The organism is Chryseomicrobium excrementi, from assembly GCF_002798305.1.
Classification (GTDB): Bacteria; Bacillota; Bacilli; order Bacillales_A; family Planococcaceae; genus Chryseomicrobium; species Chryseomicrobium excrementi.
Genome location: NZ_PCGR01000002.1, coordinates 128312 through 151377, shown reverse-complemented (window position 1 = coordinate 151377; position 23066 = coordinate 128312). Strand labels below are relative to the sequence as shown.

The 23066-nt window shown below is 40.4% G+C and carries 26 protein-coding genes and 3 pseudogenes; 13 read left to right on the top strand and 16 right to left on the bottom strand.

What is annotated here, in order from left to right:
- Nucleotides 1-7: 7 nt before the first annotated feature.
- A complete protein-coding gene (locus CQS04_RS05390; RefSeq protein ID WP_100353158.1) occupies nt 8-568 on the bottom strand; it encodes a DNA-3-methyladenine glycosylase I in 561 nt (186 codons plus the stop codon).
- A 239-nt stretch (nt 569-807) separates the two neighbouring features.
- On the opposite strand from CQS04_RS05390, the gene CQS04_RS05385 reads away from it, so the two are divergent.
- Both CQS04_RS05385 and CQS04_RS05380 read left to right on the top strand, forming a co-directional pair.
- Complete coding sequence (locus tag CQS04_RS05385; RefSeq protein ID WP_100353157.1) at nt 808-999, top strand: hypothetical protein; 192 nt, start codon at nt 808-810, stop codon at nt 997-999.
- Between the two features lie 3 nt (nt 1000-1002).
- On the top strand, nt 1003-1323 hold the full coding sequence (locus tag CQS04_RS05380; protein ID WP_100353156.1) for a hypothetical protein: 321 nt from the start codon (nt 1003-1005) through the stop codon (nt 1321-1323).
- A 19-nt stretch (nt 1324-1342) separates the two neighbouring features.
- Here CQS04_RS05380 and CQS04_RS05375 read toward each other — a convergent pair whose 3' ends face one another.
- The 3 genes and pseudogenes from CQS04_RS05375 to CQS04_RS05365 all read right to left on the bottom strand — a co-directional run.
- Nucleotides 1343-1606 (bottom strand): hypothetical protein, encoded by a 264-nt coding sequence (locus tag CQS04_RS05375; RefSeq protein ID WP_100353155.1) that lies wholly within the window; start codon nt 1604-1606, stop codon nt 1343-1345.
- A 22-nt stretch (nt 1607-1628) separates the two neighbouring features.
- Nucleotides 1629-1871 carry a hypothetical protein gene (locus CQS04_RS05370; RefSeq protein WP_100353154.1) on the bottom strand — a complete coding sequence of 81 codons (243 nt, stop codon included), beginning with the start codon at nt 1869-1871 and terminating at the stop codon, nt 1629-1631.
- A 72-nt stretch (nt 1872-1943) separates the two neighbouring features.
- A pseudogene (locus tag CQS04_RS05365) lies at nt 1944-2105 on the bottom strand (LexA family protein); the annotation flags it as partial.
- 138 nt (nt 2106-2243) lie between these two features.
- Here CQS04_RS05365 and CQS04_RS05360 point away from each other — a divergent pair.
- From CQS04_RS05360 to CQS04_RS05350, 3 genes are all read left to right on the top strand, one after another.
- On the top strand, nt 2244-2660 hold the full coding sequence (locus CQS04_RS05360) for a (deoxy)nucleoside triphosphate pyrophosphohydrolase (RefSeq protein WP_100353153.1): 417 nt from the start codon (nt 2244-2246) through the stop codon (nt 2658-2660).
- Nucleotides 2657-5542: a DEAD/DEAH box helicase gene (locus tag CQS04_RS05355; protein WP_100353152.1), complete on the top strand. Its 2886-nt coding sequence runs from the start codon at nt 2657-2659 to the stop codon at nt 5540-5542. The genes CQS04_RS05360 and CQS04_RS05355 overlap by 4 nt, the downstream gene beginning before the upstream one ends.
- A gap of 87 nt (nt 5543-5629) precedes the next feature.
- Nucleotides 5630-5983 (top strand): VOC family protein, encoded by a 354-nt coding sequence (locus CQS04_RS05350; RefSeq protein ID WP_100353151.1) that lies wholly within the window; start codon nt 5630-5632, stop codon nt 5981-5983.
- Between the two features lie 674 nt (nt 5984-6657).
- Here CQS04_RS05350 and CQS04_RS05345 read toward each other — a convergent pair.
- Nucleotides 6658-6903: a hypothetical protein gene (locus CQS04_RS05345; protein ID WP_100353150.1), complete on the bottom strand. Its 246-nt coding sequence runs from the start codon at nt 6901-6903 to the stop codon at nt 6658-6660.
- Between the two features lie 632 nt (nt 6904-7535).
- Between CQS04_RS05345 and CQS04_RS05340 the strand changes: the two genes are divergently transcribed.
- Entirely contained in the window at nt 7536-7823 is a 288-nt protein-coding gene (locus tag CQS04_RS05340; protein ID WP_245858757.1) for a YciI family protein, read from the top strand.
- A gap of 71 nt (nt 7824-7894) precedes the next feature.
- Here the strand turns inward: CQS04_RS05340 and CQS04_RS05335 are convergent, their stop codons facing one another.
- Nucleotides 7895-8083, bottom strand: a complete 189-nt coding sequence (locus CQS04_RS05335) for a hypothetical protein (RefSeq protein ID WP_100353148.1) — start codon at nt 8081-8083, stop codon at nt 7895-7897.
- Between the two features lie 427 nt (nt 8084-8510).
- On the opposite strand from CQS04_RS05335, the gene CQS04_RS05325 reads away from it, so the two are divergent.
- Nucleotides 8511-8945 (top strand): hypothetical protein, encoded by a 435-nt coding sequence (locus tag CQS04_RS05325; RefSeq protein WP_100353146.1) that lies wholly within the window; start codon nt 8511-8513, stop codon nt 8943-8945.
- 284 nt (nt 8946-9229) lie between these two features.
- On the opposite strand, the gene CQS04_RS05315 is transcribed toward CQS04_RS05325, so the two are convergent.
- Nucleotides 9230-9679, bottom strand: coding sequence for a hypothetical protein (locus tag CQS04_RS05315; RefSeq protein ID WP_100353144.1), 450 nt, complete (start codon nt 9677-9679; stop codon nt 9230-9232).
- A 207-nt stretch (nt 9680-9886) separates the two neighbouring features.
- Here CQS04_RS05315 and CQS04_RS05310 point away from each other — a divergent pair, with 207 nt between their 5' ends.
- Complete coding sequence (locus CQS04_RS05310; protein ID WP_100353143.1) at nt 9887-10408, top strand: hypothetical protein; 522 nt, start codon at nt 9887-9889, stop codon at nt 10406-10408.
- Between the two features lie 91 nt (nt 10409-10499).
- On the opposite strand, the pseudogene CQS04_RS05305 reads toward CQS04_RS05310, so the two are convergent.
- The 3 genes and pseudogenes from CQS04_RS05305 to copZ all read right to left on the bottom strand — a co-directional run.
- Nucleotides 10500-10844: pseudogene (locus CQS04_RS05305) on the bottom strand (5' nucleotidase, NT5C type); the annotation flags it as partial.
- 61 nt (nt 10845-10905) lie between these two features.
- Nucleotides 10906-13026 carry a heavy metal translocating P-type ATPase gene (locus CQS04_RS05300; protein WP_100353141.1) on the bottom strand — a complete coding sequence of 707 codons (2121 nt, stop codon included), beginning with the start codon at nt 13024-13026 and terminating at the stop codon, nt 10906-10908.
- 133 nt (nt 13027-13159) lie between these two features.
- On the bottom strand, nt 13160-13363 hold the full coding sequence (gene copZ / locus CQS04_RS05295; RefSeq protein WP_100353140.1) for a copper chaperone CopZ: 204 nt from the start codon (nt 13361-13363) through the stop codon (nt 13160-13162).
- A gap of 345 nt (nt 13364-13708) precedes the next feature.
- On the opposite strand from copZ, the gene CQS04_RS05290 reads away from it, so the two are divergent.
- Complete coding sequence (locus CQS04_RS05290) at nt 13709-14041, top strand: four-helix bundle copper-binding protein (protein ID WP_100353139.1); 333 nt, start codon at nt 13709-13711, stop codon at nt 14039-14041.
- 122 nt (nt 14042-14163) lie between these two features.
- Here the strand turns inward: CQS04_RS05290 and CQS04_RS05285 are convergent, their stop codons facing one another.
- Nucleotides 14164-15072 (bottom strand): F510_1955 family glycosylhydrolase, encoded by a 909-nt coding sequence (locus tag CQS04_RS05285; protein ID WP_100353138.1) that lies wholly within the window; start codon nt 15070-15072, stop codon nt 14164-14166.
- Nucleotides 15073-15296: 224 nt separating this feature from the next.
- Here CQS04_RS05285 and CQS04_RS05280 point away from each other — a divergent pair, with 224 nt between their 5' ends.
- Complete coding sequence (locus tag CQS04_RS05280; RefSeq protein WP_100353137.1) at nt 15297-15890, top strand: YdhK family protein; 594 nt, start codon at nt 15297-15299, stop codon at nt 15888-15890.
- A gap of 549 nt (nt 15891-16439) precedes the next feature.
- Here the strand turns inward: CQS04_RS05280 and CQS04_RS05275 are convergent.
- Nucleotides 16440-17060, bottom strand: coding sequence for a hypothetical protein (locus tag CQS04_RS05275; protein WP_068869109.1), 621 nt, complete (start codon nt 17058-17060; stop codon nt 16440-16442).
- Between the two features lie 194 nt (nt 17061-17254).
- Between CQS04_RS05275 and CQS04_RS05270 the strand changes: the two are divergent.
- Nucleotides 17255-17755 (top strand): annotated as a pseudogene (locus CQS04_RS05270) (recombinase family protein); the annotation flags it as partial.
- 552 nt (nt 17756-18307) lie between these two features.
- Here the strand turns inward: CQS04_RS05270 and CQS04_RS05265 are convergent.
- A complete protein-coding gene (locus CQS04_RS05265; protein ID WP_100353136.1) occupies nt 18308-19201 on the bottom strand; it encodes a 3-hydroxyacyl-CoA dehydrogenase in 894 nt (297 codons plus the stop codon).
- A 167-nt stretch (nt 19202-19368) separates the two neighbouring features.
- Between CQS04_RS05265 and CQS04_RS05260 the strand changes: the two genes are divergently transcribed.
- Nucleotides 19369-20190, top strand: coding sequence for a type IV secretory system conjugative DNA transfer family protein (locus tag CQS04_RS05260; protein WP_245858756.1), 822 nt, complete (start codon nt 19369-19371; stop codon nt 20188-20190).
- Nucleotides 20187-20993 carry a hypothetical protein gene (locus CQS04_RS05255; RefSeq protein WP_174688389.1) on the top strand — a complete coding sequence of 269 codons (807 nt, stop codon included), beginning with the start codon at nt 20187-20189 and terminating at the stop codon, nt 20991-20993. The genes CQS04_RS05260 and CQS04_RS05255 overlap by 4 nt, the downstream gene beginning before the upstream one ends.
- A gap of 203 nt (nt 20994-21196) precedes the next feature.
- On the opposite strand, the gene CQS04_RS05250 is transcribed toward CQS04_RS05255, so the two are convergent.
- Genes CQS04_RS05250 through CQS04_RS05240 form a run of 3 tightly spaced genes read right to left on the bottom strand, consistent with a single transcriptional unit; the run spans nt 21197 to nt 23064 of the window.
- Nucleotides 21197-21931, bottom strand: coding sequence for an urease accessory protein UreH domain-containing protein (locus CQS04_RS05250; RefSeq protein WP_100353135.1), 735 nt, complete (start codon nt 21929-21931; stop codon nt 21197-21199).
- Between the two features lie 39 nt (nt 21932-21970).
- Nucleotides 21971-22396 carry a disulfide oxidoreductase gene (locus CQS04_RS05245; protein WP_100353134.1) on the bottom strand — a complete coding sequence of 142 codons (426 nt, stop codon included), beginning with the start codon at nt 22394-22396 and terminating at the stop codon, nt 21971-21973.
- Nucleotides 22396-23064: a thioredoxin domain-containing protein gene (locus CQS04_RS05240; protein ID WP_100353133.1), complete on the bottom strand. Its 669-nt coding sequence runs from the start codon at nt 23062-23064 to the stop codon at nt 22396-22398. The genes CQS04_RS05245 and CQS04_RS05240 overlap by 1 nt, the downstream gene beginning before the upstream one ends.
- Nucleotides 23065-23066: the final 2 nt, after the last annotated feature.

The following is a 23066-nucleotide window of genomic DNA, read 5'->3' as shown; positions in this document are numbered from 1 at the left end:
TAGTCTCCTATCCGTTCGTCTTCGCCGAACAACCAATAAGATGGTCATCCACCATCCCAATCGCCTGCATATAGGTGTACAGAATGACCGGTCCCACGAATGTGAAGCCCCGTTTCTTCAAGTCTTTGCTCATCTGGCGAGATAGGTCGTCCTCTGTCGGAATGTCCGAGTTCTGCTCCGGCATATGAATAATTGGTTGACCTTCCACATAAGACCAGATGAAAGCAGAGAACGAACCAAACTCCTCTTGGATTCTCTCAACTGCTTGCGCATTGGTGCGCACGGATTTGATCTTCGCCTTGTTGCGGACGATAGCATAGTCGGTACGAATCGCTTCTAGCTCCTCATCTGTCAGGCGAGCACAGACAGCAATATCGAAATTACGGAACGCCTCTTTATAGGCTGCTCTCTTTGACAAAATCGTATGCCAAGAGAGCCCCGCTTGCGCTCCTTCTAGCGACAACATCTCAAACAGATAGCGGTCGTCTCCTTTTGAAACCTTGCCCCATTCTTCGTCATGATAGATCTGCATCATCGTACTTGTTCCTGGCCATGAGCATTGTGGCATGAGTTGTCCTCCATTCGATTTTATCTACAGTATTTGGTAAAATGAAAGAAAATGGGAGGTGCTACTGTGTCACACTCACCAATTCGTAAAGAGGATAAGAAATCCATTTGGGTAAACCTTGTAGATATTGTACTTGCCCTACCTCGTGCTATCGCTCAACTCATCCGTATCATTTTTGATTGATCCATGCAACCTCCTTCAATTCTTGGGCGTTATGTCTAGAGAAGGAGTGAATGATTATGGGATTTTGGTACTTTCTAGGCGTCCTTATCGGAATCGGCCTTTTACTTTACGGCATCATGCAATCATCTTATAAAACACCATTTCGGAAGCTGTCGGTTCTGATGATCGGTACCATTCTAATTGGGTTTTCTTTATATATGTTCTTACCTGGAAGCGATGATACGATGGCAGAAATCTTTAAACTCTAATCTGTGAGGAGGGCTTTTACGTCCTTATTCGATGCAATCGACTCGTTTCTCCTGCAACTCGTCATCGTGCCTCTTGTTACAATCGGGCTCGGCCTAGCAGCAGCTCTTGTTACGAAAAGACTGTTCATGGCTCCAGTTGTGACATTACTTGCGAACCTTGCCTATGAAGCTCTCTACATGAATGCTTATTATGGGGAAGTGACCTTTAGTTTCTCTTCTTGGGTCATCGTACTGCCAGTGGCTTCCCTACTACTCGCTTGGTTGGTGAGAGCGATGGTCAAGAACGAAAAGACCTTTCAAAGAACCGCTACCTACAAAAAGTGACCATGGGATGGCCCCATGGTCATTGTTTCGTTAGTATGTAAACGAGGAGCACTATCATCATAGTAACAAAGGCGCCAATCTCCATCACAGCGAATTTTCTCTCCCCAACTTGCCATGAACCGATGCCTCTAAAGAACGAAGCTATACTCTGGATGATTGCCATGTAGAAAAGGAACATTAAGTCTGCAGTGACTACAGCAAAAATCCCTACGGCAAAACCTATAAAGAAAATGATGTTCGCGATTTTCGAGTACGGCCGCGGTCTTTCTTCTATCATCTGCATTTGCACCACCTCCTGTTAACAGTTATTCAGAGTGAGTCCGTCTCTTCAAAATCCACTCTGTCACAAACCCTGCTGCAATTCCAATCAAAAGCGGAATCATCGAGCCGCCTGTTTCAAGTTCAAATCCATTTCCCGTCGAAACCTCTTGTTCGTAATAGAAACGCATCCACGAGATCTCATAAGCATTCCCTATATTGTATAGAGCGATCGATACCCCGATTGCCACGATACCAGGTAGCAGAATCTGTACTAGTTTTTTGTTCATTAGGTGTCACTCCCTTGTAGTAAGTTCTACGGTGGTGGGAGGAAAAGGTTTCACTGAGGAAACCATTCGCTCCTATTTCTTCATGACACCAATCACTTTCCCATTAATGCGCACATCCTCGCTTCGCATCATGATTGGTTCGTAGTCGTTGTTCTCAGGCATCAGCAAGACATTGTTGCCCATTGGCACATATTTCTTCATCGTCGCCTCGTCATCAATCACAGCAATCACGAAGTCATTGGCTGGTAAATTTAATCATGTGCAGTACTATCAACCAAGCAAACAATGAAATTGTCACGATTTTACAAAAACTATGGCCCCTTCTCGATTTGGCTGCTAGACTTAATAAAAAGTAGCTAATGAGGTGGAATCATGAAAAAACATGTGAATGTAGTTGGAGCAGTGTTACTGAACGAAGAAAATCACGTTTTTTGTGCATTACGATCTTCTACAATGTCCTTACCGAATCTATGGGAATTTCCTGGTGGCAAAATTGAAGAAGGAGAACAGCCTGAAGAGACTTTACAAAGAGAGTTAATGGAAGAACTTCAAATCGAAATTGAAGTCGGAGAGAAAGTAGAAAGTACATATTATGAATACAATACCTTCACCATCCAATTAACAACGTATTATGCCAAGATTACTAACGGTATTCCAAAACTAACAGAGCATGCCGATTTCAAATGGATGTCTGCTGAATCACTTCATATTTTAGAATGGGCTCCTGCAGATATTCCAGCAGTTGAAAGAGTGCAACATGAGCTATTAGCTAATGGTGCTCGCTTATGAAGTATACAGATGAACAACTGAAACTTTCATTAGAAAAAGGCTTCATCAATTATCAAACTGCAGCCCACGACTCTCTAAAACCTCAGCTTCTAACGAATCGAATTGCTGGTGGAGAAAACGTTCTGACTACTCTTTTAGAAGATCTACAAGTCTGTCAATCGTTCTTTTTCTCTGTAGCCTTTATCACTGAATCGGGATTAGCTACTTTAAAAGCTATCCTTCATGATCTGCATTTAAAAGGAGTTTCAGGCAAAATACTGACTTCTACTTTTTTAGAATTTAACAATCCTAAAGTCTTTAAGGAATTATTGAAAATCCCCAATTTAGAAGTCAGATTGACTTCACTTAAGGGATTTCACGCTAAGGGGTATATGTTTGAACATGCTCACAATTACTCGATGATCGTAGGTAGCTCTAACCTTACCGCAAATGCACTAAAAGTAAATTATGAATGGAATATCCGCCTTACTTCAAATGAAAATGGCGAACTGATCCGCCATTTCCTTCATCAATTTGAAGATGTCTGGAATGCGGCTGCTCCACTTTCACAAGATTGGATTGCAGATTACGAAATTCGCTACAAAGAAACGAAGGAACAGCAGAAACTCATTTCTGTTTTAGAACCTAGGGAAGATTTTGCAACTGATTCAATGGTAAGAGCTATTGAGATTAAACCAAATAAAATGCAAACCCGTGCTCTTGAAAATCTCGCAGTTATGCGAAATCAGTACCAAAGAGCGCTTGTAGTTTCTGCTACAGGTACCGGAAAAACGTATTTATCCGCATTTGATGTGCGAGCTGCTGCTCCTAGACGAATGCTATTTATCGTACATAGAGAACAAATACTAAAACAGGCAAAAGCTGATTTCATGCGTGTACTTGGTGCACACGATGAGCAGTTTGGTTTTCTAACAGGTACTGAGAAAAATACAGGTGCCAAATACGTTTTTGCAACGATTCAAACGCTTTCGAAAATGGAAACTTTAAGAAAAATCCCGAAAGATCATTTTGATTATGTCATCGTTGATGAAGTACACCGTGCTGGTGCAGATAGTTATAAGCGCGTTATTAACTATCTAACACCTGAGTTTCTTCTTGGTATGACAGCCACTCCTGAGCGTACGGACAACTGGAACATTTTTAAGCTATTTGATTACAATGTTGCCTATGAAATTCGACTACAAGAAGCTCTTGAAGAGGATCTTCTCAGTACATTTCACTATTTTGGGGTAACCGATATTACACTAAATGGCAGGCTCTTAGATGAAGAAGTGAGCTTTAATGAACTTGTCTCCGACCTTCGCATTGACCATATTATTGAGAAGATCACTTACTATGGCTATGCTGGCGACCGAGTTCGAGGATTAATGTTTTGTAGTAGGAAAGAAGAAGCTCATGAGCTTTCTAAAGAATTGAATAAAAGAGGCTTCAAAACTAAAGCCTTAACCGGTGAAGATGCTATGGAGGTTCGTTTACAGACAGTAGACGAATTAGAAAATGGAGAACTTGAGTATATTATCACGGTTGATATCTTTAATGAGGGAATCGATATTCCAGCTGTCAATCAAGTCGTCATGTTACGCCAAACGCAATCCAGTATCATCTTTATTCAACAACTAGGACGAGGGCTGCGTAAACATCCGACTAAAGAGTTTGTTACCATCATTGATTTTATCGGAAATTATAAAAATAACTATCTGATCCCTATGGCTTTATCTGGTGACTCTTCTTTGAATAAAGACACCATTCGACGGTCAGTATCCGACACGAGCTATATTAAAGGTGCCTCAACTGTGCTTTTTGAGCAGGTCGCTAAGGAGCAGATCTACCGCTCGATTAATACTGCACGAATTGATCACTTTAAGAACTTAAAAGAATTTTATCTGACATTAGAAAACCGTTTAGGTCGTCAACCAGAGCTCTACGATTTTGTTGAACACAATTCTGTAGATCCCGCTACTCTATTAGAAAATTTCAAGCATTATGATCAGTTCTTAAGTAAACTCACAGAACAACCTGTACTGTACACAGAACAAGAAGATGGAATGCTAAGTTTCATCTCACAAGAACTTTTAAATGGAAAACGTCGACATGAGCTTCTCCTGCTTCAAATTCTAAACTCATCAGACTCAATAACAATTGAAGAGTTTCAATCTCTTGTTGATTCATTAGGCCTTGCTTTTGATAAAAAGACTATCCTCTCTGCAATTGAGGTATTACAATTGAATTTCTTTACGGCCGCCATTCGTAAAAAGTATGCTCATACACCTTTGATTCAAGTGAATTCCTCTACTGTAGAAATGTCTCTTAGCCTTCGTCGTGCACTTGAAAACGACTTATTTAAAAAACGTTACAATGACGTGATTCGGACAGGTTTACGTAAATCAGAGATTTACGATAGTGAGCGCGAACTCACATTGTATGAAAAGTATACCCGAAAAGATGTGGCACGCTTATTAAATTGGGATCAAGATGAATCATCTACAATGTATGGGTATAAGCTAAAACACAATACGTGTCCCATCTTCGTTACGTATCATAAATCAGATGAGATTGATGCAAACATCGCCTATGGAGACGAATTTATTGATGATGCTCATTTCAAATGGTTCACAAGAAGTAACCGCAAGATCAGCTCAAATGAAATTCAAAAGTTACTTACTGGATATCAGCGAGGCGATGAATTCCATTTCTTTATTAAGAAAGATAATGACGAAGGAAAAGACTTCTATTATCTAGGCAAAGTAGATATTTTAATGGACTCTATTAAGCAAGAGTTTATGACTGACAAAGTAGGACAACCAACTCCAGTTGTTACCATGACAATGAAGCTTGAGCAGCCTGTAGAGTTCAACTTGTATCATTACTTGACTCAAGCATAAATTCATTCGTTGAAGATTGATGGGCAACCTGTAAATGAATATTATCTTTATAAACTTCTATAGCTTAGAAGACGGGAGGCTCTTCATATGAAATTCGGACACATCATGGTATTCGTATCAGACAAAGAACAAGCTCGCCAGTTCTATTCAGATGTCTTGGAGTTGCAGTTGGTTGATGAAGATGGGAAGCGCTTGATCTATGATATAGGCGGACAACATTTAGTGTTGTTTGAGACGCTTCGCTCTGTAGAGCCTCTGGCTTATTCGGAGGAAGCGCGAACTGTGCTGGTATTTACAGTTGAGGATGTAGAAGAAAGCTATCGCAACTTAAAAGAGCGTGGCGTTACATTCCTTCACTCTCGCCCCACTCCGCAGCGCTATGCGGCGTTTGTAGATCCGTTTGGGAATGTGCATGAGATTTTGGAGGACGATAAGGCATAGGAGTTTGTCGAGAAGAGCTCAATGATAGGTGCTTCTTCGAAAAAGTAGGGTAAAACTGTGTGGTAATGAATATCACAATTACATCGCATGAAATTAAGTGGGGACAGACTTTAACAATATTCTTCACCAACTTTCTTACCGCTCAATTGGAACAAACAAACTGTTGACTAACTATTAACTTCAAGGAGAAACATAAATGATGTATCTAATCTTACTGATTCCATCAACTAACTGGAAAGATAGTGTGGTCTTACATTATCAACCTTTTATGCTGTAACCGCTAAAATAAAGTGAACAGTTTTTGCTCATTTACTTTGAACACTTTTTATTCAACTATCTTATTACCCTTATGTTGACCGTCTTCAGCAAAGATGCTGGAAACCGATAAGTGTAACAAATAATTCTATTTTTTAACTATCGTATATAATGTGATTATAAGAAGTGATAGTCAATAAAATTAAAAAACAACATAAAAAAGCACCTAGTTGCGCTAACAACTAGGTGCTCTAGCAATAAAGTCAATACTCGAAAGATGTTGACTCCCACAAGTAAGAAACCCAGCCTTATTGAGTGTGCAGCTCAAGGATGGGTTTTAGTCTTTTTTAATGAGTATCAAAGACAAAAAAGTATCTAGAATGAAAAATTTAGCAACCTGGTTATTTTTATGGAGTCCCTCACTCTCTAATAGTACTTTTAATTAACCAAATTATAAATTTAGCCACGAAGTACGAGAAAGGAATACCTAAAAGTAAAATAAAATAGCTCACAAAATAACTGTCAAAAAAGTATCTATCAGATAAATAAGCAGCTAATTTAAAATATTGAAAAAAAATGATCATAACTAATATTCCAAGACCTGCTTGTCTCAACATTAATTTATTTTCATTAAACTTCTTCTCACCTCTCCAGTTTTCCTCCATAATTAAATCTCCCTCCTTTAATATTTAATTATTTACACTATTAGCAAACCTTCTTGTATGCATATAAAAATTTTTCATCTTAAATCTCAATATCAATTGTAAACTATTAAATAGAACAATAAAGATAATACGGAAAATTCAATAAATTTTTCATATTATCAATTTATATTATTAGCTTTTCATGAACTCTTCACTCAAAATTATTTTTTTGGTGTTTCAACAGGAAAGAATCAATTTTTGGAGCAACTTCGGCTTGATAACCTAAGATATCAAGTGTTTCAAGATTCAAATCATTGTTTTTTCTGTTTATAATTGCAGTAGTTACTTTTATAAAATGTATAAACGATAAAAACGACCTCTCGATTCTAAAGGTCGTTTTTAAATAAGTATATAAATCATTTCGAAAGTTTTAAAAAAACGGTACCTGCGCACCACACAATACACTACAATTTCACAATTATCCAGGCGACTTTGATACCTCAAGGTCTTTAGACGCAATTGTCGTTCATAATATGAAAAGTGTGGTGCACAGGTATCATATAGGGAAATTGTGGGAATAACTGAAAGTGAACCGGGAAATTCTTTTATTGCTATTTTAAAAGTAAGCGTCAATCAGTCTAGCCCCTTCACCTGTGCCCGAACGCGCTATGTATGTCCAAACTGAATATAATAAAGGAACTATCATTTTAGCTGGTCCATTTGGGAATTCAGCTGGAGGAGCGATAATTATTGATTCAGAGACGGAAGAAGCTGTTATTAAGTTTGCCGAAAATGATCCTACTGTTAAAAATGAGATTTTCAGTTACACCATACACCAATGGGATTATATTATGAGCAAGTTCGAAAATGAAAATCCAGGTTTTGATCAAAGCTATGTTGATTATAAGCATAAGATTCAAAAAGAATTAGAGATTATTTGACCCACCATATACCTGCGTTAGAATTTAAAAAAGAGTACCCTCCATTTTCAGGAAGGTACTCTTTGTTTCGTTTAGTCATTATCCAGATCTGTATCTAAAAAAGATTTTTTCTCCGACTTTGTTTCGTAGTTATTTCCGTAGGATTTCCCTATCACCGAATTGTTAATACCGCTTTTCACAGCACTATAGATCACAAAATGCAAAATAAGTAATCCTATTAGCCAAAGCACTAGTGTACCGAAAAATTGTGCTGCCATCATGTCTCTCTCCAACCTCTCTTGAAACTCTACCTACTTTCATAGTACTCTATTTCGCTTCACGAAACTAGAAATCTCCAAATAAATAATGAAGGATTTTCCATAGTTGTTAGCGAATAAAGAGTAAATAGTGGATTCTATTTAGGGAGTGTTTCTTCCATGTCTAAGAAAGAAAAATTCAAAGGATGGCTAGCTATAGCACTCACTCTATTTATGGCATCCCAGATCATAACGCGAGAACTCTGGTCCTTGAAGATATCTGCAGGATTTATCACTCTATATGCGTTTTTACACACTTGGGCTTACTTCCTTTCCTTTCGGAATAAAGAAAATGAAATGGAGAAGTGATTAGAAGTTGAGATGGTGGCATATGCGCATTTTACTCGAAATTTATTTATAGCTAGTCGGGACTTTGGGAATGAGGAATTGTATGTCGGAGAAGAGCGTGGGTATTGGGATTTCAATAATTTTATTTACAACTGTTGTATACATAGAATTTGCAGTTTATAAAGGACTCATGAGTACTACTCTTCTCACCGTATTTAGTATTTTCCAGTACCACTTTTACACGACGTTTTTCGTGAACGGCCAAAAACTTCGCTACTTTTCATTTTTAGCACTTTTTGCTGGAACCTTATTCTTGTGTCTACCTTCTATGACAGAAGAGCTGGCTCAGGAGCGGATTAAACAGGAGTATGGTGCAGAGGTGGTAGGCAGAGAAGTGGTATTAACAGATGCGAGTGCATGGAATATCTTCGTTACCCAAAATGCCCTTTTCTATGATACAAAGACGAAAGATGGCGAAATGGGACGTTTCTTTGTGAACCTTGAAAATGGTGTAATTCTAAAAGTAGATGAAGAATAGGCTAGCGGTCGGCGATGAAGTCGACTACTAGCCTTTTGATTTGAATGACTAAATACTGATCAAGACGGAATAGATCAAGAGAAGGCTCAAGGCAATTCCCACGATATATGTAGATACCCTTTTTAGAATGGGATTGTCATATGTTCTCAGCAACAAGAAGAAGAACCCCACGACCCAAATGCCGTTTTGGAAAAAAGTACTGATGATGTTTCTAAACATATTGAAATAAAAGAACGACTCCACACCATATCCCCCTACTGTAAATTGTTCAGTAAATCAGGCCTTCACATCGTTAAACGAGATAAAATCCAGTCGAAAACTAACTGAATAGCTAAGAAAACGAAAGTGGTTCCTATAATGAATAAAATTGAAGAACCATAAGCAACACTCATAGTGAAAATCGAGTAGAGAATTCCTGCAATGATACCGACTACTATATACGCGCATGCAACGACCAGGATCTTTCGAACTCCGCTTGGCTGCCATTTTACTTGAACCAAATAGTCAGCCACTATTGATAGTGGAAGCACTGCTAGTAGAAGTAAAGTGAGTTGAGAAATCAGTACGATAATGAACTGGGAACTCCAACTGTAAAATTCGACTTCTGGTTCTACAACACCATAAATAGATTCTTGTATGACCACAATTGCGGCGATTGCGATAGCTGACAAAATAGCAGCTATGAATTTTGTGACTGGCCAGAAATAGTTCGTGCGTTTTACACTCGTCTCCATAGAAACGCCTCTTTTCAAAATTATTTCCTTTAATTTATTTTACCATTTATTTGAAACGAAAAATTCATTTATTACTCTATTATTAAAATATATTTTTCATCTAGCTGGGTGAAACATTGTACACTCAAGTGGTACAGCTTATACTAATTTGTAAGATACTAGAAATCTGAATGTTCTGCCAATCTGTATTAATTGAGGAGATGTCGAATGAAAAAATGGTTTCTTGCAATTCCTGTATTCGCGGTTGGACTCGCTGCCCTATCTTGGGTCTCTGAGCGAGACGAGCGCGCAATGGCTGCTATTTTAAATGCCGTTCCTTCCATTGATTCGATTCATGTGATCGATGCCGCAACAGGTAAAGAAATTCAAAGCTTCACAAACCAAGATGCCAACTTTTCAGAACTGGTCTCTGTTTATCAATTTCCTTATGAAGTGGCGGATTCTTCCATGGACGAGCTGTTTGATGCACAACCGATCGCTTACCTGAAGTACCAGTCGGGTTCTGAAGTTCGCTATGAGGCAACTCTTTATGGTGGGACTGTAGAAGACGAGAAACGTTTAGCTGCTTCCAACGTAGACGCTGCTCAAGCAGACGCTGTCACTTACAGCTATTCCTATATACCTGAAGGCAGTGAAGTCACCTATTATCTAGGGCAAGAGGAATTAGGACATATCTTTGGTGTAGGGGAAGAACATGTAAAACTAATCGATTCAATCGTCACTCCCTAAACACTAAATTAAAAAGGCTGGCAGTCGACGTTGACTGCTAGCCTATTTTTTCGTATAGCCACATTCCGAACCACCAGAGAACGGCTACCATTTATGCTTGCTTAGCTTCTAAAATCTGCTGAATATCTGTCCAATCCACCAGACGGGTAAACGTCAAATGGCGGTTATAGGACTGATCTTTGAGAATGACTTGAAGGTTTTCTTCTTTCAGCAATGTATTGACCACATCCGGCTTATCATCAAAGTAATAATCCAGACCTAAGCGTCTGATGATCTCTATTTTTTCACCGTCTTGCATGCCATAGAAGAAACGGTCATCTTGCACTGGGAAGCCCTGTGCTTTCATCCATTCTTTTGTTCGCTCTCCGTGCTCTTTCGGTCTTGCTGTAATGTAATAGATTTCATGACCTTGCTGATCGAGTTCAAGTAATGTTTCTAAAGCATTTTGGGAGGCAGCACTTCTCGTGTACGACTTTTAAACACGGGGTTTGACAGGTCTAATTCTTTAGCTTTAATGTCATCGCATTAATAGCCACGATAACGGTGGATACGGACATCAGAACTGCTCCTACTGCAGGAACCAACGTAATTCCAATGAAAGCTAGACCCCCCGCAGCTATGGGAATGGCGATAAAGTTGTATCCGGCTCCCCACACGAGGTTCTGTTTCATTTTACCGGTTGTTTTGTTGGCCAATTCGATAAAGGATTCAATATCTCCTGGATCCGACTGAGTCAAAATCACATCAGCGGAATCAATGGCGACTTGCGTTCCCGCACCGACTGCAATACCCACGTCTGCTATTGCAAGGGATGGTGCATCGTTTACGCCGTCGCCGACCATAATGACCGTTTGTCCATTATTTTTCAGTGATTCCACTAAATCATATTTATCTTGCGGCGATTGATTGGCTCTGTATTCAATGCCCAGTTTCTCTGCTACTCCTTGGGCAGCCGTTTCATTGTCGCCTGTAGCCATAATCGGTTTTATATTGTAATGCTTCAATGCCTGTATCAGCGTTCTGCTCGTTTCTTTCAATTCATCGCCTAATGCGACCGTACCGATCGGATTCCCGTCCTCAACCAGTATACTTAATGTTGCCCCTTTGGGAACATCCACCGCTACATCTCTTCCAAGTGCCTTTTGGCTGATCAATTCGTATTTGCGGCCATTGGCGTTTCCTTCTATACCCGCACCCGACACAACATCAATCGAATCAAAGTGGACAGGCTGAATCCCTTGTTTCTCAGCGTATTGGACTATTGACTGGGCGATTGGGTGGCTGGATCCGCCTTCAATCCCTGCCATTAATGCCGCGATTTCGGCTTCGGTATGTTGACCATCCAGTGTTTCCATGTTCAAAACTTTAAATTCGCCAGTAGTCAACGTACCCGTTTTATCCAGTATCATTACATCAGCCTTAGTTGCTAACTCCAATGCTTCGCGGTCTTTCACCAACAGCCCGCGGCTTGCACCTAAACTGGTGCTTCGTGCAATAACCAGCGGAATGGCAAGGCCGAGAGCGTGTGGACATGCAATGACTAATGTCGTAACCGTAAAAAGAATAGCGGTTTGAATGTCAGCAATGTACAGCCAAACGACAAAAGCGATGAAAGCCACCGCAATGGCGATATAAAACAGCCAGCCGGCTACTTTTTGAGCAAGATTTTCAGCTCTTGAAGGTTGATCCTGCGCTTGGCTTATCAGGGTTTGAACTTGAGAAATGAACGATTGGTCGCCGGTTTCCTGTACTTCAAGATATAAGATGCCTGCACCGTTCGTGGAACCGCCGATTACTTTGTCTCCGGCTCCTTTTTCAATGGGTTTAGATTCCCCCGTCAGCAAAGCTTCATTGATCCGGGAGGTGCCTCTTTTGATGATGCCATCGGCAGGGACATTTTCTCCGGCCTGAACCCGTACAAGGTCTCCGACTTTCAGCTCATTTACGGGACGCGTCTCAATGGAATCGTCTTCCAATACCACATGTGCATCTTTCGGCACCAATTCAGCGAGCGATTTTTGCGCGTCTCCTGCCTCTCCGACAGCCTTCATTTCGATCCAATGTCCAAGGAGCATGATCAACAGCAAGGAAGCAAATTCAAAGAAAAAGTCCATGATGTGTTCGCCAGTCACATAGCGTGCCAGCACCGCATAAATGCTATACAGATAGGAAACGGACACCCCTAAAGAAATAAGGGCCATCATACCCGGCGCTTTTTGCCTGAATTCTTCTATCGCCCCCTGAAAGAAAGGTTTCCCCCCATAAACCAATAAGATGGTTGCTAATCCTGCGACCACAATATCCGAGTATGGAAAAGTGAATTGAAAGGGAAGCCGAATGTCCATCATCGGCGACAATAACAGAATGATGATGCCAACCGGCAGCGACTTCAAGAAAATCTCTTTAAAATTACCGTGGTGATGATGGCCGTGATCATGCCCGCTATGATCGGAATGATCATGATGTTCATGGTTCTGGGAGAGATTACTGTGGACTTGAATGCCCTCTTTTACTTGAGCTTCATGATAGACATGCCCAACATGTTTGGAATGGTCCATTTTACTGTGATCTGCTTGTTCGTCGTGATGGTGGTGATGGTCTTTTTCACTTTTAGCCATTCAGTACGCCTCCTTCAAAATAGTGCTTCTTTATTCCAATTACCCTTATGACATTCTTAACAGCCACAAAGCCCCCAATATACTACCGCGGCGTATATTTCTTTTAAAAGTAAAGAGTGCTGTGAAAGCACTCTTATACGACGGCATATCCTTGTTCTTCAATCGCTTCCTGAATTTCGTTTAATGATGTCTTGCCAGCGTCATAATCCACTGTCACTTCACCTTTTTTAAGATCAACTGCCACAGATGAAACCCCTTCGAGTTCACCGACGCCCGTTTCAACCGAGTTTACACAGTGGCTGCAGGACATGCCTTGTACTTTTAATGTTTCAATCATTCTTATTCCTCCTAGAGTAGTATTTCCATAAACTTAGCATACCTCATTAGGGTATATCAAGTTTTCAGTTTCATTTTTACTTTGTCTTTGTTTTCTGGACGCCCAAGGAATTTACTGTGACCAAAAAGAAAAAACCACCCTATTGATTTGATATTCGATTACTTTTCTATAAACGGCCGACAATGGGCTATCACCAGATATACTTTTTGTTTTTTTCGGAAGGAGTTTGCTGTTTCGCCAATAAATTTGTGCAGTTTCTATGGAGTTTCGATATTTCCGTTTAGTCTGGAAAGTAGAGGGAATATTAGAAACGGAAGCAAAAATATAAAAAATGGAGGTTTTAGCATGGCTCATGAACAACATCAGGAATTGATTCAGGCATTGCACGATTGTGCGGCGGAATGTAACCATTGTTTTGATGCTTGTCTGCAGGAAGAAGATGTGAAGATGGTGGCCCAATGTATTCGATTAGACCGTGAATGTGCAGACATTTGCGCATTTCTGGAACATGCAATTACCCGCAATTCGCCGTTCGTTTCCGAACTGGCAGCCGTTTGCGCAACCATTTGTGAAGCATGCGCAGATGAATGCGAGAAGCACGCCGACCATCACGACCATTGCAAACGCTGTGCGGAAGCTTGCCGCAGATGTGCAGAAGCTTGCCGTAACGTTGCGTAATTTACCCGAAAAGGCTCATTGGAGATATTTTCCGATGAGCCTTTTATCTTTATCTAGTATTATTCCATTTGACTGCCGAAAGCTGTTGGATTCGGTTCGTCTTTCAAACGGCTAGCTGGTTTCTACTTGGTTTTTCCCTCTTCCAGCAGCGTTTTCCAGGTCTGTAATCCGTCTTCCGACAAGTAGGCATTGCCTTCAAATGTGTAGATCGCCAGTTCCATTCCATCCATCGGGTTTTGTGCAATAAGAGCGATGGCATCTTCCGAAAGATCCGGTATATTCAGCGTCTCCAGCTCTTCATTTTCAATCGTATACTTCATCAAAGTCGCTGTTGTCCTGAAGCTTCCGAAGTACAGGTGGTCTTCAGTAAAATGCACCGCTGTGCCTGTTTCATTTTCCGATGTAATCGCCTCAAAATTTTCGCCGCCATCACGTGAGAAATACACACCTGTAGAAGTAGCTGCAGCAACGAAGTTCGAATCTGTCGGATGAAGGGCGAGCGCCATCACTTCTCCTTCTAATCCTGAAGCTTTGACCGGCTCCCACGATTCTCCTATATCGTTACTTTTGTAGAACCCTGCTTCGAGCAATGAGTTTTTTGCTGGATTGAGCAGGAAAATATCATGGCTGGTGTACCCTACAGCCATCGCATGAAAGTCCGTTTCTCCTTGAAATGCAATCTCTTCCAAGGTTTCTCCGCCATCTGTACTCCGCTGAATCCCAAGCGGATTGGGCAAATCCGAATCTGCGCTCGGGTGTCCCGAAGAATAAAAACCTTCATCTACAGCGTTAAAGCCCATATAATCGAAAAAATTATCCGCTGTTTCAAACCATTCGCCATCGCGATAAATTTTTGGACCGCTGTGTGATGCAAAATACAAATCGTTCCCACCTCCTGCATAGCCCATACCGTGGACGTGTCTCAGTTCTCCTTCAAACGGAACTTCAAATGAATCCGCTGTATCGTTGCTGCATCCTGCCAGCAAAAGCAAAGCCAACAGTATACCTATGGCCGTTCTCTTTTTCGTCATTTGATTTTTCCTCCAAATTGCTTTTTTCTAGAAATCATTGTGCTTCTTCAGTTTAACGGAAAAGTTTGGACTTTTTGTGCAGAAAGGTCTATTCTACACCACGCAAACCATTCTCCTTCAAGAAGATGCCATTTTTTCTGCACAGCAAATGTAAATTATTAAGATAGACTGAGTGAAAGACGAACAGAAAGAGGCGATTTAATATGACAAAATGAAACTTACTTATGGGGGCTGCATCGGTGGCGCTTGCCCTTACGTTGAGTGCATGTTCAGACAATGCAGAAGATGGTTCAGCAACAGAAAGCCACGAAAATATGGAAATGGAAGAGAATACGGGCGAAGAAATGCCGATGGACATTGGATCTGAAGAAGATATGGACATGGATATGGATCATTCCGGATCAGGCGAAGTCCCTGACGGATTACAAGCGGCAGAAAATCCGACTTATGAAGTCGGAAGCCAGGTCACAGTGGAAGCAGACCACATGGCGGGGATGCAGGGAGTTGAAGCGACAGTGTCCGGAGCTTTTGATACGACGGTCTATTCCATTTCGTACACACCGACAGATGGCGGTGAACCAGTTGAAGATCACAAATGGGTCGTTCACGAAGAGCTTGAAAATCCCGGCGAAGAGCCGCTGCAGCCCGGAACAGAAGTTACGGTGAATGCAGATCACATGGGTGGAATGGATGGAGCCAATGTGGTCATCGACTCGGCTGAGGAAACGACGGTTTATATGATTGATTACACAGCCTCTACAGGAGAAGAAGTGACAAACCACATGTGGGTGACAGAAAGTGAAATTACTGCTGAATAAATATAAATAACTTTAAAGAGCTTATTCTTATTAAAGTATCTATCTCAAGTGGATATTTTACATGAATAAGCTCTTTTATTGTACCAATTAACAGGTATATTAATGACTGGTTTGGAGGGAATGAAGATTCAACCATGACCTTAATTAAACTTAATGGTTTGTTATGACCTTGTCCGAACTAAGTCGCATCTTCTAAATATTGTAAAAATCAAGGAATCATCTTGTTAAAAAAAGAATAACGTTAGGAAAATACAAATTTACAACGTTAAGCGCATTTTCTTGATTTTATTCCAAGTAGTAAAAGCATGTTTATTCTGAGCGTAGAATATCTTTGAGATATGAATTAAGTAGAAACCTATTAGTAAAGATAAACGTTCGTAAAAGTAGACTTTTACGAACGAAAGGAAAGAAGCTTATTCCATCACTTCTTTCCTTCAGATAAGCAATTATATGTAACTGGATTTAGTACAATTCATACATAGAAAAGAGCTTATCAATATAGAGAAGAAGCTTTTCGGGCTCCATCTCTTAACTCCAATTTTGTTCGAATTAACGTGCTTCTGCATTCTGAACAATTCCCCTGCCGATACGGACAATCTGCAAAGACGTGAGCCATAGGACCAGTGCAGACCCCAGGCCAACTACCGTCATGTATGCATTTGCTTCATATCCACCAATCGAAATTCTCTCCGGAATAAAAATCCAGGCGACGAGAGCGATTGCACAAATCAGTCCCCCCGTCAGATGATAAACACGAACGCCGAAAAGTGAAGCCAATGGGAAAAAGTGCACACCAACAATCAACGCCACGATAATTGGAATGAGTTGCGTAATTTGTGTCGCGTTACAAACAAAGATGGCAATTGCGATGGCAATCCCTTCAGCAGCGAAAATAAGATTAAATGCATTGCGCTGTTTTTTTCCGGACTTTGAACCAGCGCTGGTGCCAGAAAACTTCCTTCCCGATCGCAGCAGCAGAAAGCCCGTTGTGCACAAAGCGATTCCGATTAATAGTGCAATGATAAGCAATGCTGTTTGCGTTCCTCCCGGCCATTGCAAACCCATAATGCCAGTGTATGCCCATAATGTGCCGAATATCGCCATGAAAAATACGCCGTTTGCTGTTCCAAATATGGCTGCTTCAGGCGGCATGCGCTTTTCTTCCATCATCTGAATGTCCTCCTCCGTATTGTTCCCTAAGCCTAACTTACATAAATTAACAGGGATATTTCTTCCTTTTAATATTATATCAAAATTTTCTAATATCTCTTATCTTTTTTTATGTCAGAATAAATCTGCTCGTAAATATACCTTGACGAAAAAACTGGAGAAAAGAGACGCTTTGATTGGCCGCTTTTCTCCATTATATGGATAAACAAAGTGTTAAGAACTTCGACCGGCCACAGTATCAACTATTGAAACGAATCATTCGAAAAGGTGACGTCCTATACATTCATTCATTAGATCGGTTTGGACGAAATAAAGAAGAGATTCTTAAAGAATGGAATGACCTGACCAAGAATCTTGAAGCTGATATTGTAGTTATGGATATGCCGTTACTCGATACGACACAGTATAAAGATAGTTTGGGAACATTTATTGCAGACCTTGTACTGCAGATTCTTTCCTGGATGGCTGAAGAAGACCGAAATCGAATTCGAAAGAGTCAACGAGAAGGTATAGATACAGCCTTGAAAAATGGAGTGAAATTTGGGCGGCCCCAGATAGAAATCTCTGATGAGTTTATAGAAGTATATAATAGATGGCAAGCTGGAGAAATCACTGCGGTGAGTGTCATGCAAAGTTTAAAAATAAAGAAAACTACATTTTACAAACTTGTAAAAGCACTTAAGTACGAAAGGTGAGCACATTTTATATTACACTCACCAAATTCTTTTTGAATAATTTAAAAATTATTTTAATAATAATGGCTAGATATCAACTAAGTTCAGACATTGCATCATTTAAAGTTATTTTAATTTTATCAGCTCGCTTGCGATTGAGATAATTAACCATACTTTTATTTTCGTATTGATGAATAAATTAAAAATCCTAAGCTAAAAATCAAACCCGAAAAAACATTTATGTATATCGTATTGGAGGTAGGACTAATACCAAAAACAAATGATAAAACTAAGCCATATAGAAAGCCTGTAAAAAGTGTTTATAAACAACTTAAAAATTCATGAAATTTTTACCATTATAATAAAAATAATTATCTATACGTTTAAACTTTATATAACTCATGTCAATTATTCTACTCATATTACATAGTAATTTGAGAATGTCTGACTTTTTATTTATAAAAATTTTCATTTATGCGAAACACTCTTGAGTTAATTAGTTAGACTAAACTAATTTTAACAGAGCCTTTTCAAAAAAAGAACCTGTGCATTGAGGCACAGGTTCTGTAGATATTATTTTAAGAAATCTTCTTTTTCGTAATTTGGATGAGGGTACGTGTAAAACCCTTCGCCTGTGGCAATTCCTAGTTTCCCTTTGTCGATGTACTCAGTTTTCAAATACTCTGATGCTTTTCTATGGGCTTCGCTATTAAAGGCTTTCGCCTTTCCAGAAGAAATGTTATACGCTGTGGTCAGTCCCACAATATCTAATATAGCAAACGGCCCTTTCGGCGCTCCCGTCCCAATCATCCACGTCTTATCGACGGTCTCTGGATCCGAAACACCATTGACGACCAGTTGTTGTGCTGCCTCTAAGAAAGGAACAAGCAAAGAGTTTAAAATATACCCCGGTTGTTCTTTATGGATCGGCAGCGCGACCATCCCAATATTCGTTGCGAATTCTAACACTTCATTAAAGTAAGTTTCGTCTGTGCCTGGGTGCTTCATGACTTCACCCGTATTGTTCTTCCAGATTTCATTTGCAAAATGGAGCGCTAAAAACTTTTCAGGTCGGCCTGTTGCCTCTGCAAATTGACTGGGTAAAAGAGTCGATGAGTTGGTCACGAAGACCGTTTTCTCAGGGGCGACCTCTCCTAATTTTTGATAAAACTCTGTTTTGATTGCTACGACTTCTGGAACTGCCTCAATAACTAAATCAGCGTTCGAGACCGCTTCGGCAAGATTTGAAGAATAGGTGATTCGCCCAAGTGCCTCTGTCATACTTTCTTGAGACGTGCCTAAATCTTCTGCGTAGCGAGGCTGCCACCCTTCTACTCGCTCTTTTCCTTTAGCAATCGCCTCGTCTGAAATGTCGTACACGGTCACTTGAAAACCATGTAACGCGGTTTGAAAAGCGATTTGACTACCGAGAACACCACTACCTGCTACTGTTACTTCTTTATACATCGAAACACTCCTTTGGGGTAAGATGACTATACATTATACAAGTATAATTTTACCGTCATCTGAATAGTTCGTCTACTTATCTGCTTCCCTTATTGAAGTGAGTTCAACCATTCTTTTGTGCCTTGCCAATAATTCGATCGAGCCTCAAGCTTTTTTAGCGCTTCAGGGTGTTGCGGATTTTCCTGCAGCAACTCGAGAACGGTCTGATCGTCGGGAAAGTTCCTGATAAAAAGCAATTGATGATCATCCCACGTACGACAGAGATCGATAACCGGAACGTCTACATCGTCGGTTCAAGTGGGAGTGGTAAAGGACAGTCTTACGTCATCCCGAACCTCATCAACAACCGAGAAGAGACATTGATCGTGACAGACCCGAAAGGGGAACTGTTCGAACAGACCGCAGCCATCAAACGCAAGCAAGGCTACAAGGTCTACCAGATCGACTTCATCAACTTCAATCAGGACAACTACAACTTGCTCGATTACGTGTTCGATGACCAAGATGCACAAAGCGTCTCCGTCACGATTGCTAAAAACTCAACGAAAGACGGAAAAGAAGACTTCTTCATGGAGCGTGCACAAAAGATGCTTGCGGGACTCATCGTCTATTGCAAGACCGAGATCCCGAACGCCAGCATGCAGGACGTCTTAAATGCTTTCAATGAATATGTTGCTCCTGACGAGGAATCGTTCCGGAATTGGGTAGATGAAGACTTAGGTCCACATCATCCGGCCTATCAGCTGTTAAAAGGGCTCACGACTCTTGGAGGCAACACCCGAACGAGTGTCACTTCATCCTTTGCTTCACAGGTCAGCATCTTCACATTGAAGAAAATCAGTGAGATGACACGTACAAGTGACTTCAACTTCCGAGAGGACATAAAGAGGCACAGGCCGAATGCGCTGCGTATATCGTCTCTCGATATTACGGACTGGATACCGACCTTTCATCTACCGGTTATATCGCTACATGGGCTCAAGACTTGAACCTTGCGAAACAGGCAATCAAAGAGGTGCAGGACGTCTCGAAAGAGACGATCGAGTATATCAATGACATGCAAAGCGAGAAGATCAAAGAGTTCTATCAATCCATCGATCCAGAACAGGTCAAAGAATCAATCGAATCGAAACTAGGCATATCTTTTGAGGATAAACCGACACTTCAACTGTTCGACAGCAAGAACGGTCTCGTCATCTACGCAAAAGTTGAACAGAGTGAACGTGACCAGCATCATTTCTTACGTACCAATACGAACCGGATCTTACCGATTGATGAGCTAACAGAACGCTATCACGTACTGAATGTGTTAGAGAATAAGGGACAGCTCGCCACTGAATACAAAAAGATCGAGGATATCGTGGAAGTAACAAAGATTGATGAAGGAAAATACGCTGTGACAATCGAAGGTGGAGAAAGCTCTCAACGGACGTTCTTTAAGAAATCCGAGGCTGAGCGCTTCATCGATAAATCAGGTATTGCACAGTCTCTTAATACCGATAAATTCTTGAGTCAGACAAACCACAAAGATGTGCCAAGACTTGAATATCTGAACTCTAGCCATCTGAATGCTCGGCTTGCGAAGGTACTAAAGCAACCCAATCTACAAGCTGAATCAAAACATGGGATTGCGATAGGATGGCAACTGATAAAGAATCCTCATATTCAATCCAAGAACGATTTTGAGAAACATCTAGATAATTTAAATCCACATCTAAGTTCAACGAAAGAACTTAAAAGTGCATTTCTACAATTAGATCGAGAAACTAAGGAAAGAGAATTAGAAAGATAATTATCGTAAAAATAAACCCGCGTCAGAAAGATTCCACAATCCTTCTGACGCGGGTTTTAGAATTTATTTATGTTTTAGTAATGACTGCCTTGAAGACCATCTCCATCACATTTTTACTTTAAGATATTTAATGTTTAGTGAAAACTCAACACAGTTTAATATTTTACAATATCTCTGTTCACAGTCATCCTATATTTTCAACATCACAACCAATAAACGGTGAAATCGACGATGCCTAAAAAAATGATAAATAATCCTGTAGCCTTTTGGAGATAGCCACCGAAATTTCGGCCGTTCATTTTTAATTTTCTATTATCAACATCGACTAGCCACAATAAAAAGATGGCAATCAATAGTGGCAGTGATGTTCCGATTGAGAAGACAGTGGGTAAAATGTAGCCGTAACCAACTGTAAATGAATAGGGCAAGAGCGTGACAAAAAATAAGACAAACATGGTTGGACAAAATCCAAGAGAGAAACTGACGCCCATCAAGAAAGCACCTAACTTTCCTTTTTTGAACCACTTGTCAGGAAGTTTTATAAATTCCACGCCCATTCGCGATTTAAAGATTCCCAGTAAGAACAATCCGATAATGATCATTAACGGCCCGACTATCTTTCTGATCCAGGGAAAATAATTGAGAAGGGATTGCTCGATCTCATTGCCAAAATACCATACAACTAGACCAAGGAACGAGAAGACAAAGATTTTACCGAGTATAAATAAAAAGACTTCAGCCCATGCGATCTTATTCTGAATTGACCGATTCCCATAAATAGCTATAGCGCCTAAGTTTCCCGTAAACTGACAAGGTGCCAAAGCACCAACCACCCCAAGAAAGAAGCCTGCAATGATTGGAAAATTCTGTGCCTGATAAAATAACTCCAAAAAAGGTTCACTGAAAGTGTTGCTGATCTGACCAAAAAAATTATTCACTTTATTCCACCCTTTTTAAAGTTTAGATAGTTTAGGCGGTCATTTCTTTGATACACGGTGTAATAAGAACATGAATACTGTAATGAGAGTAAATGCGATTAGAGCAAGAAACGGGATAGTGATGAACCCCAGCCAATTGATATACTCTGCACTACAGGGCACACCACTGACACAAGGCTTTATCCCTCCAAAGCCAGGAACCTTCTGTTCCATATAATGGAAAAATGATATCGTGCCCCCTACTATTGCAAGTGGAAACACAAATTTTCTCACTGAATAATCGCTCTGAAACACACCAATCCCTAGAATCAATGTCAGTGGATACATGAATATTCTTTGAAACCAACAAAGGTCACAGGGAATAAATCCTCTAATTTCGCTAAAATACAAACTTCCAAAGGTGGCGACCATCGACACGACCCAAGCTGCAAAAAGTAAGGTGCTACGTAGAGTATTTATCTTCATTACTGATTATCCTCAAGTCCTTCATCAATCAATGATTTGATAGCGTCATAGTCAAATGGATCTTCAAGCATTGTCCCGTTCACCATGATACTTGGTGTAAATTGAACGTCAAATTCTCTTACAAGTTCTGCGTCCAGATCCACTTCCTCTTGCATCGTCCGTTCATTCAACTCAGTTTCTAGCTCTTCCAAGTCCACTTCAGTCGTCTCAGCTGCAACTTCTAGAAGCTTTTCAATTGTCACCCACTTGCCGTCATGATTTTGCGTCGGCTGTTCTTCATATAATCTTTTCTGGAAATCCCAATAAGATGATGGGTCCATTTTATACACAGATTCGGCGGCCAAGGAGGCAAGTTCTGATTCCTTGCCATGGAACAATACATTGATATATGAGAAAGAAATCTTATCAGTCTCTACATAATCTTTGATTAACTGGGGATAAATCGACTCTCCCCACGCTTTACAAGAAGGGCATTTAAAGTCTCCGAACTCTACTACTTGAACAACGGATTCAGAGTTCCCCATGGTCGGTTGACCCTCTATCGGAGGGAACTCGTCGCTTGTTGAAATGACGTCCTGATCCTTCTGATTGAAAATCACAAAAGCTGAGATGACTGCAAAAATCACGAGTGTTGCAAGCATCGCTATTCTAAATGGTTTGTTTTTCATTG

Excerpts from the sequence above, each read along its gene's own strand:
- CQS04_RS05390 (WP_100353158.1), bottom strand. The coding sequence starts at position 568 with ATGCCACAATGCTCATGGCCAGGAACAAGTACGATGATGCAGATCTAT.
- CQS04_RS05385 (WP_100353157.1), top strand. The coding sequence starts at position 808 with ATGGGATTTTGGTACTTTCTAGGCGTCCTTATCGGAATCGGCCTTTTA.
- CQS04_RS05375 (WP_100353155.1), bottom strand. The coding sequence starts at position 1,606 with ATGCAGATGATAGAAGAAAGACCGCGGCCGTACTCGAAAATCGCGAAC.
- CQS04_RS05370 (WP_100353154.1), bottom strand. The coding sequence starts at position 1,871 with ATGAACAAAAAACTAGTACAGATTCTGCTACCTGGTATCGTGGCAATC.
- CQS04_RS05360 (WP_100353153.1), top strand. The coding sequence starts at position 2,244 with ATGAAAAAACATGTGAATGTAGTTGGAGCAGTGTTACTGAACGAAGAA.
- CQS04_RS05355 (WP_100353152.1), top strand. The coding sequence starts at position 2,657 with ATGAAGTATACAGATGAACAACTGAAACTTTCATTAGAAAAAGGCTTC.
- CQS04_RS05350 (WP_100353151.1), top strand. The coding sequence starts at position 5,630 with ATGAAATTCGGACACATCATGGTATTCGTATCAGACAAAGAACAAGCT.
- CQS04_RS05345 (WP_100353150.1), bottom strand. The coding sequence starts at position 6,903 with ATGGAGGAAAACTGGAGAGGTGAGAAGAAGTTTAATGAAAATAAATTA.
- CQS04_RS05335 (WP_100353148.1), bottom strand. The coding sequence starts at position 8,083 with ATGATGGCAGCACAATTTTTCGGTACACTAGTGCTTTGGCTAATAGGA.
- CQS04_RS05325 (WP_100353146.1), top strand. The coding sequence starts at position 8,511 with ATGTCGGAGAAGAGCGTGGGTATTGGGATTTCAATAATTTTATTTACA.
- CQS04_RS05315 (WP_100353144.1), bottom strand. The coding sequence starts at position 9,679 with ATGGAGACGAGTGTAAAACGCACGAACTATTTCTGGCCAGTCACAAAA.
- CQS04_RS05310 (WP_100353143.1), top strand. The coding sequence starts at position 9,887 with ATGAAAAAATGGTTTCTTGCAATTCCTGTATTCGCGGTTGGACTCGCT.
- CQS04_RS05300 (WP_100353141.1), bottom strand. The coding sequence starts at position 13,026 with ATGGCTAAAAGTGAAAAAGACCATCACCACCATCACGACGAACAAGCA.
- copZ (WP_100353140.1), bottom strand. The coding sequence starts at position 13,363 with ATGATTGAAACATTAAAAGTACAAGGCATGTCCTGCAGCCACTGTGTA.
- CQS04_RS05290 (WP_100353139.1), top strand. The coding sequence starts at position 13,709 with ATGGCTCATGAACAACATCAGGAATTGATTCAGGCATTGCACGATTGT.
- CQS04_RS05285 (WP_100353138.1), bottom strand. The coding sequence starts at position 15,072 with ATGACGAAAAAGAGAACGGCCATAGGTATACTGTTGGCTTTGCTTTTG.
- CQS04_RS05280 (WP_100353137.1), top strand. The coding sequence starts at position 15,297 with ATGGGGGCTGCATCGGTGGCGCTTGCCCTTACGTTGAGTGCATGTTCA.
- CQS04_RS05275 (WP_068869109.1), bottom strand. The coding sequence starts at position 17,060 with ATGATGGAAGAAAAGCGCATGCCGCCTGAAGCAGCCATATTTGGAACA.
- CQS04_RS05265 (WP_100353136.1), bottom strand. The coding sequence starts at position 19,201 with ATGTATAAAGAAGTAACAGTAGCAGGTAGTGGTGTTCTCGGTAGTCAA.
- CQS04_RS05245 (WP_100353134.1), bottom strand. The coding sequence starts at position 22,396 with ATGAAGATAAATACTCTACGTAGCACCTTACTTTTTGCAGCTTGGGTC.
- CQS04_RS05240 (WP_100353133.1), bottom strand. The coding sequence starts at position 23,064 with ATGAAAAACAAACCATTTAGAATAGCGATGCTTGCAACACTCGTGATT.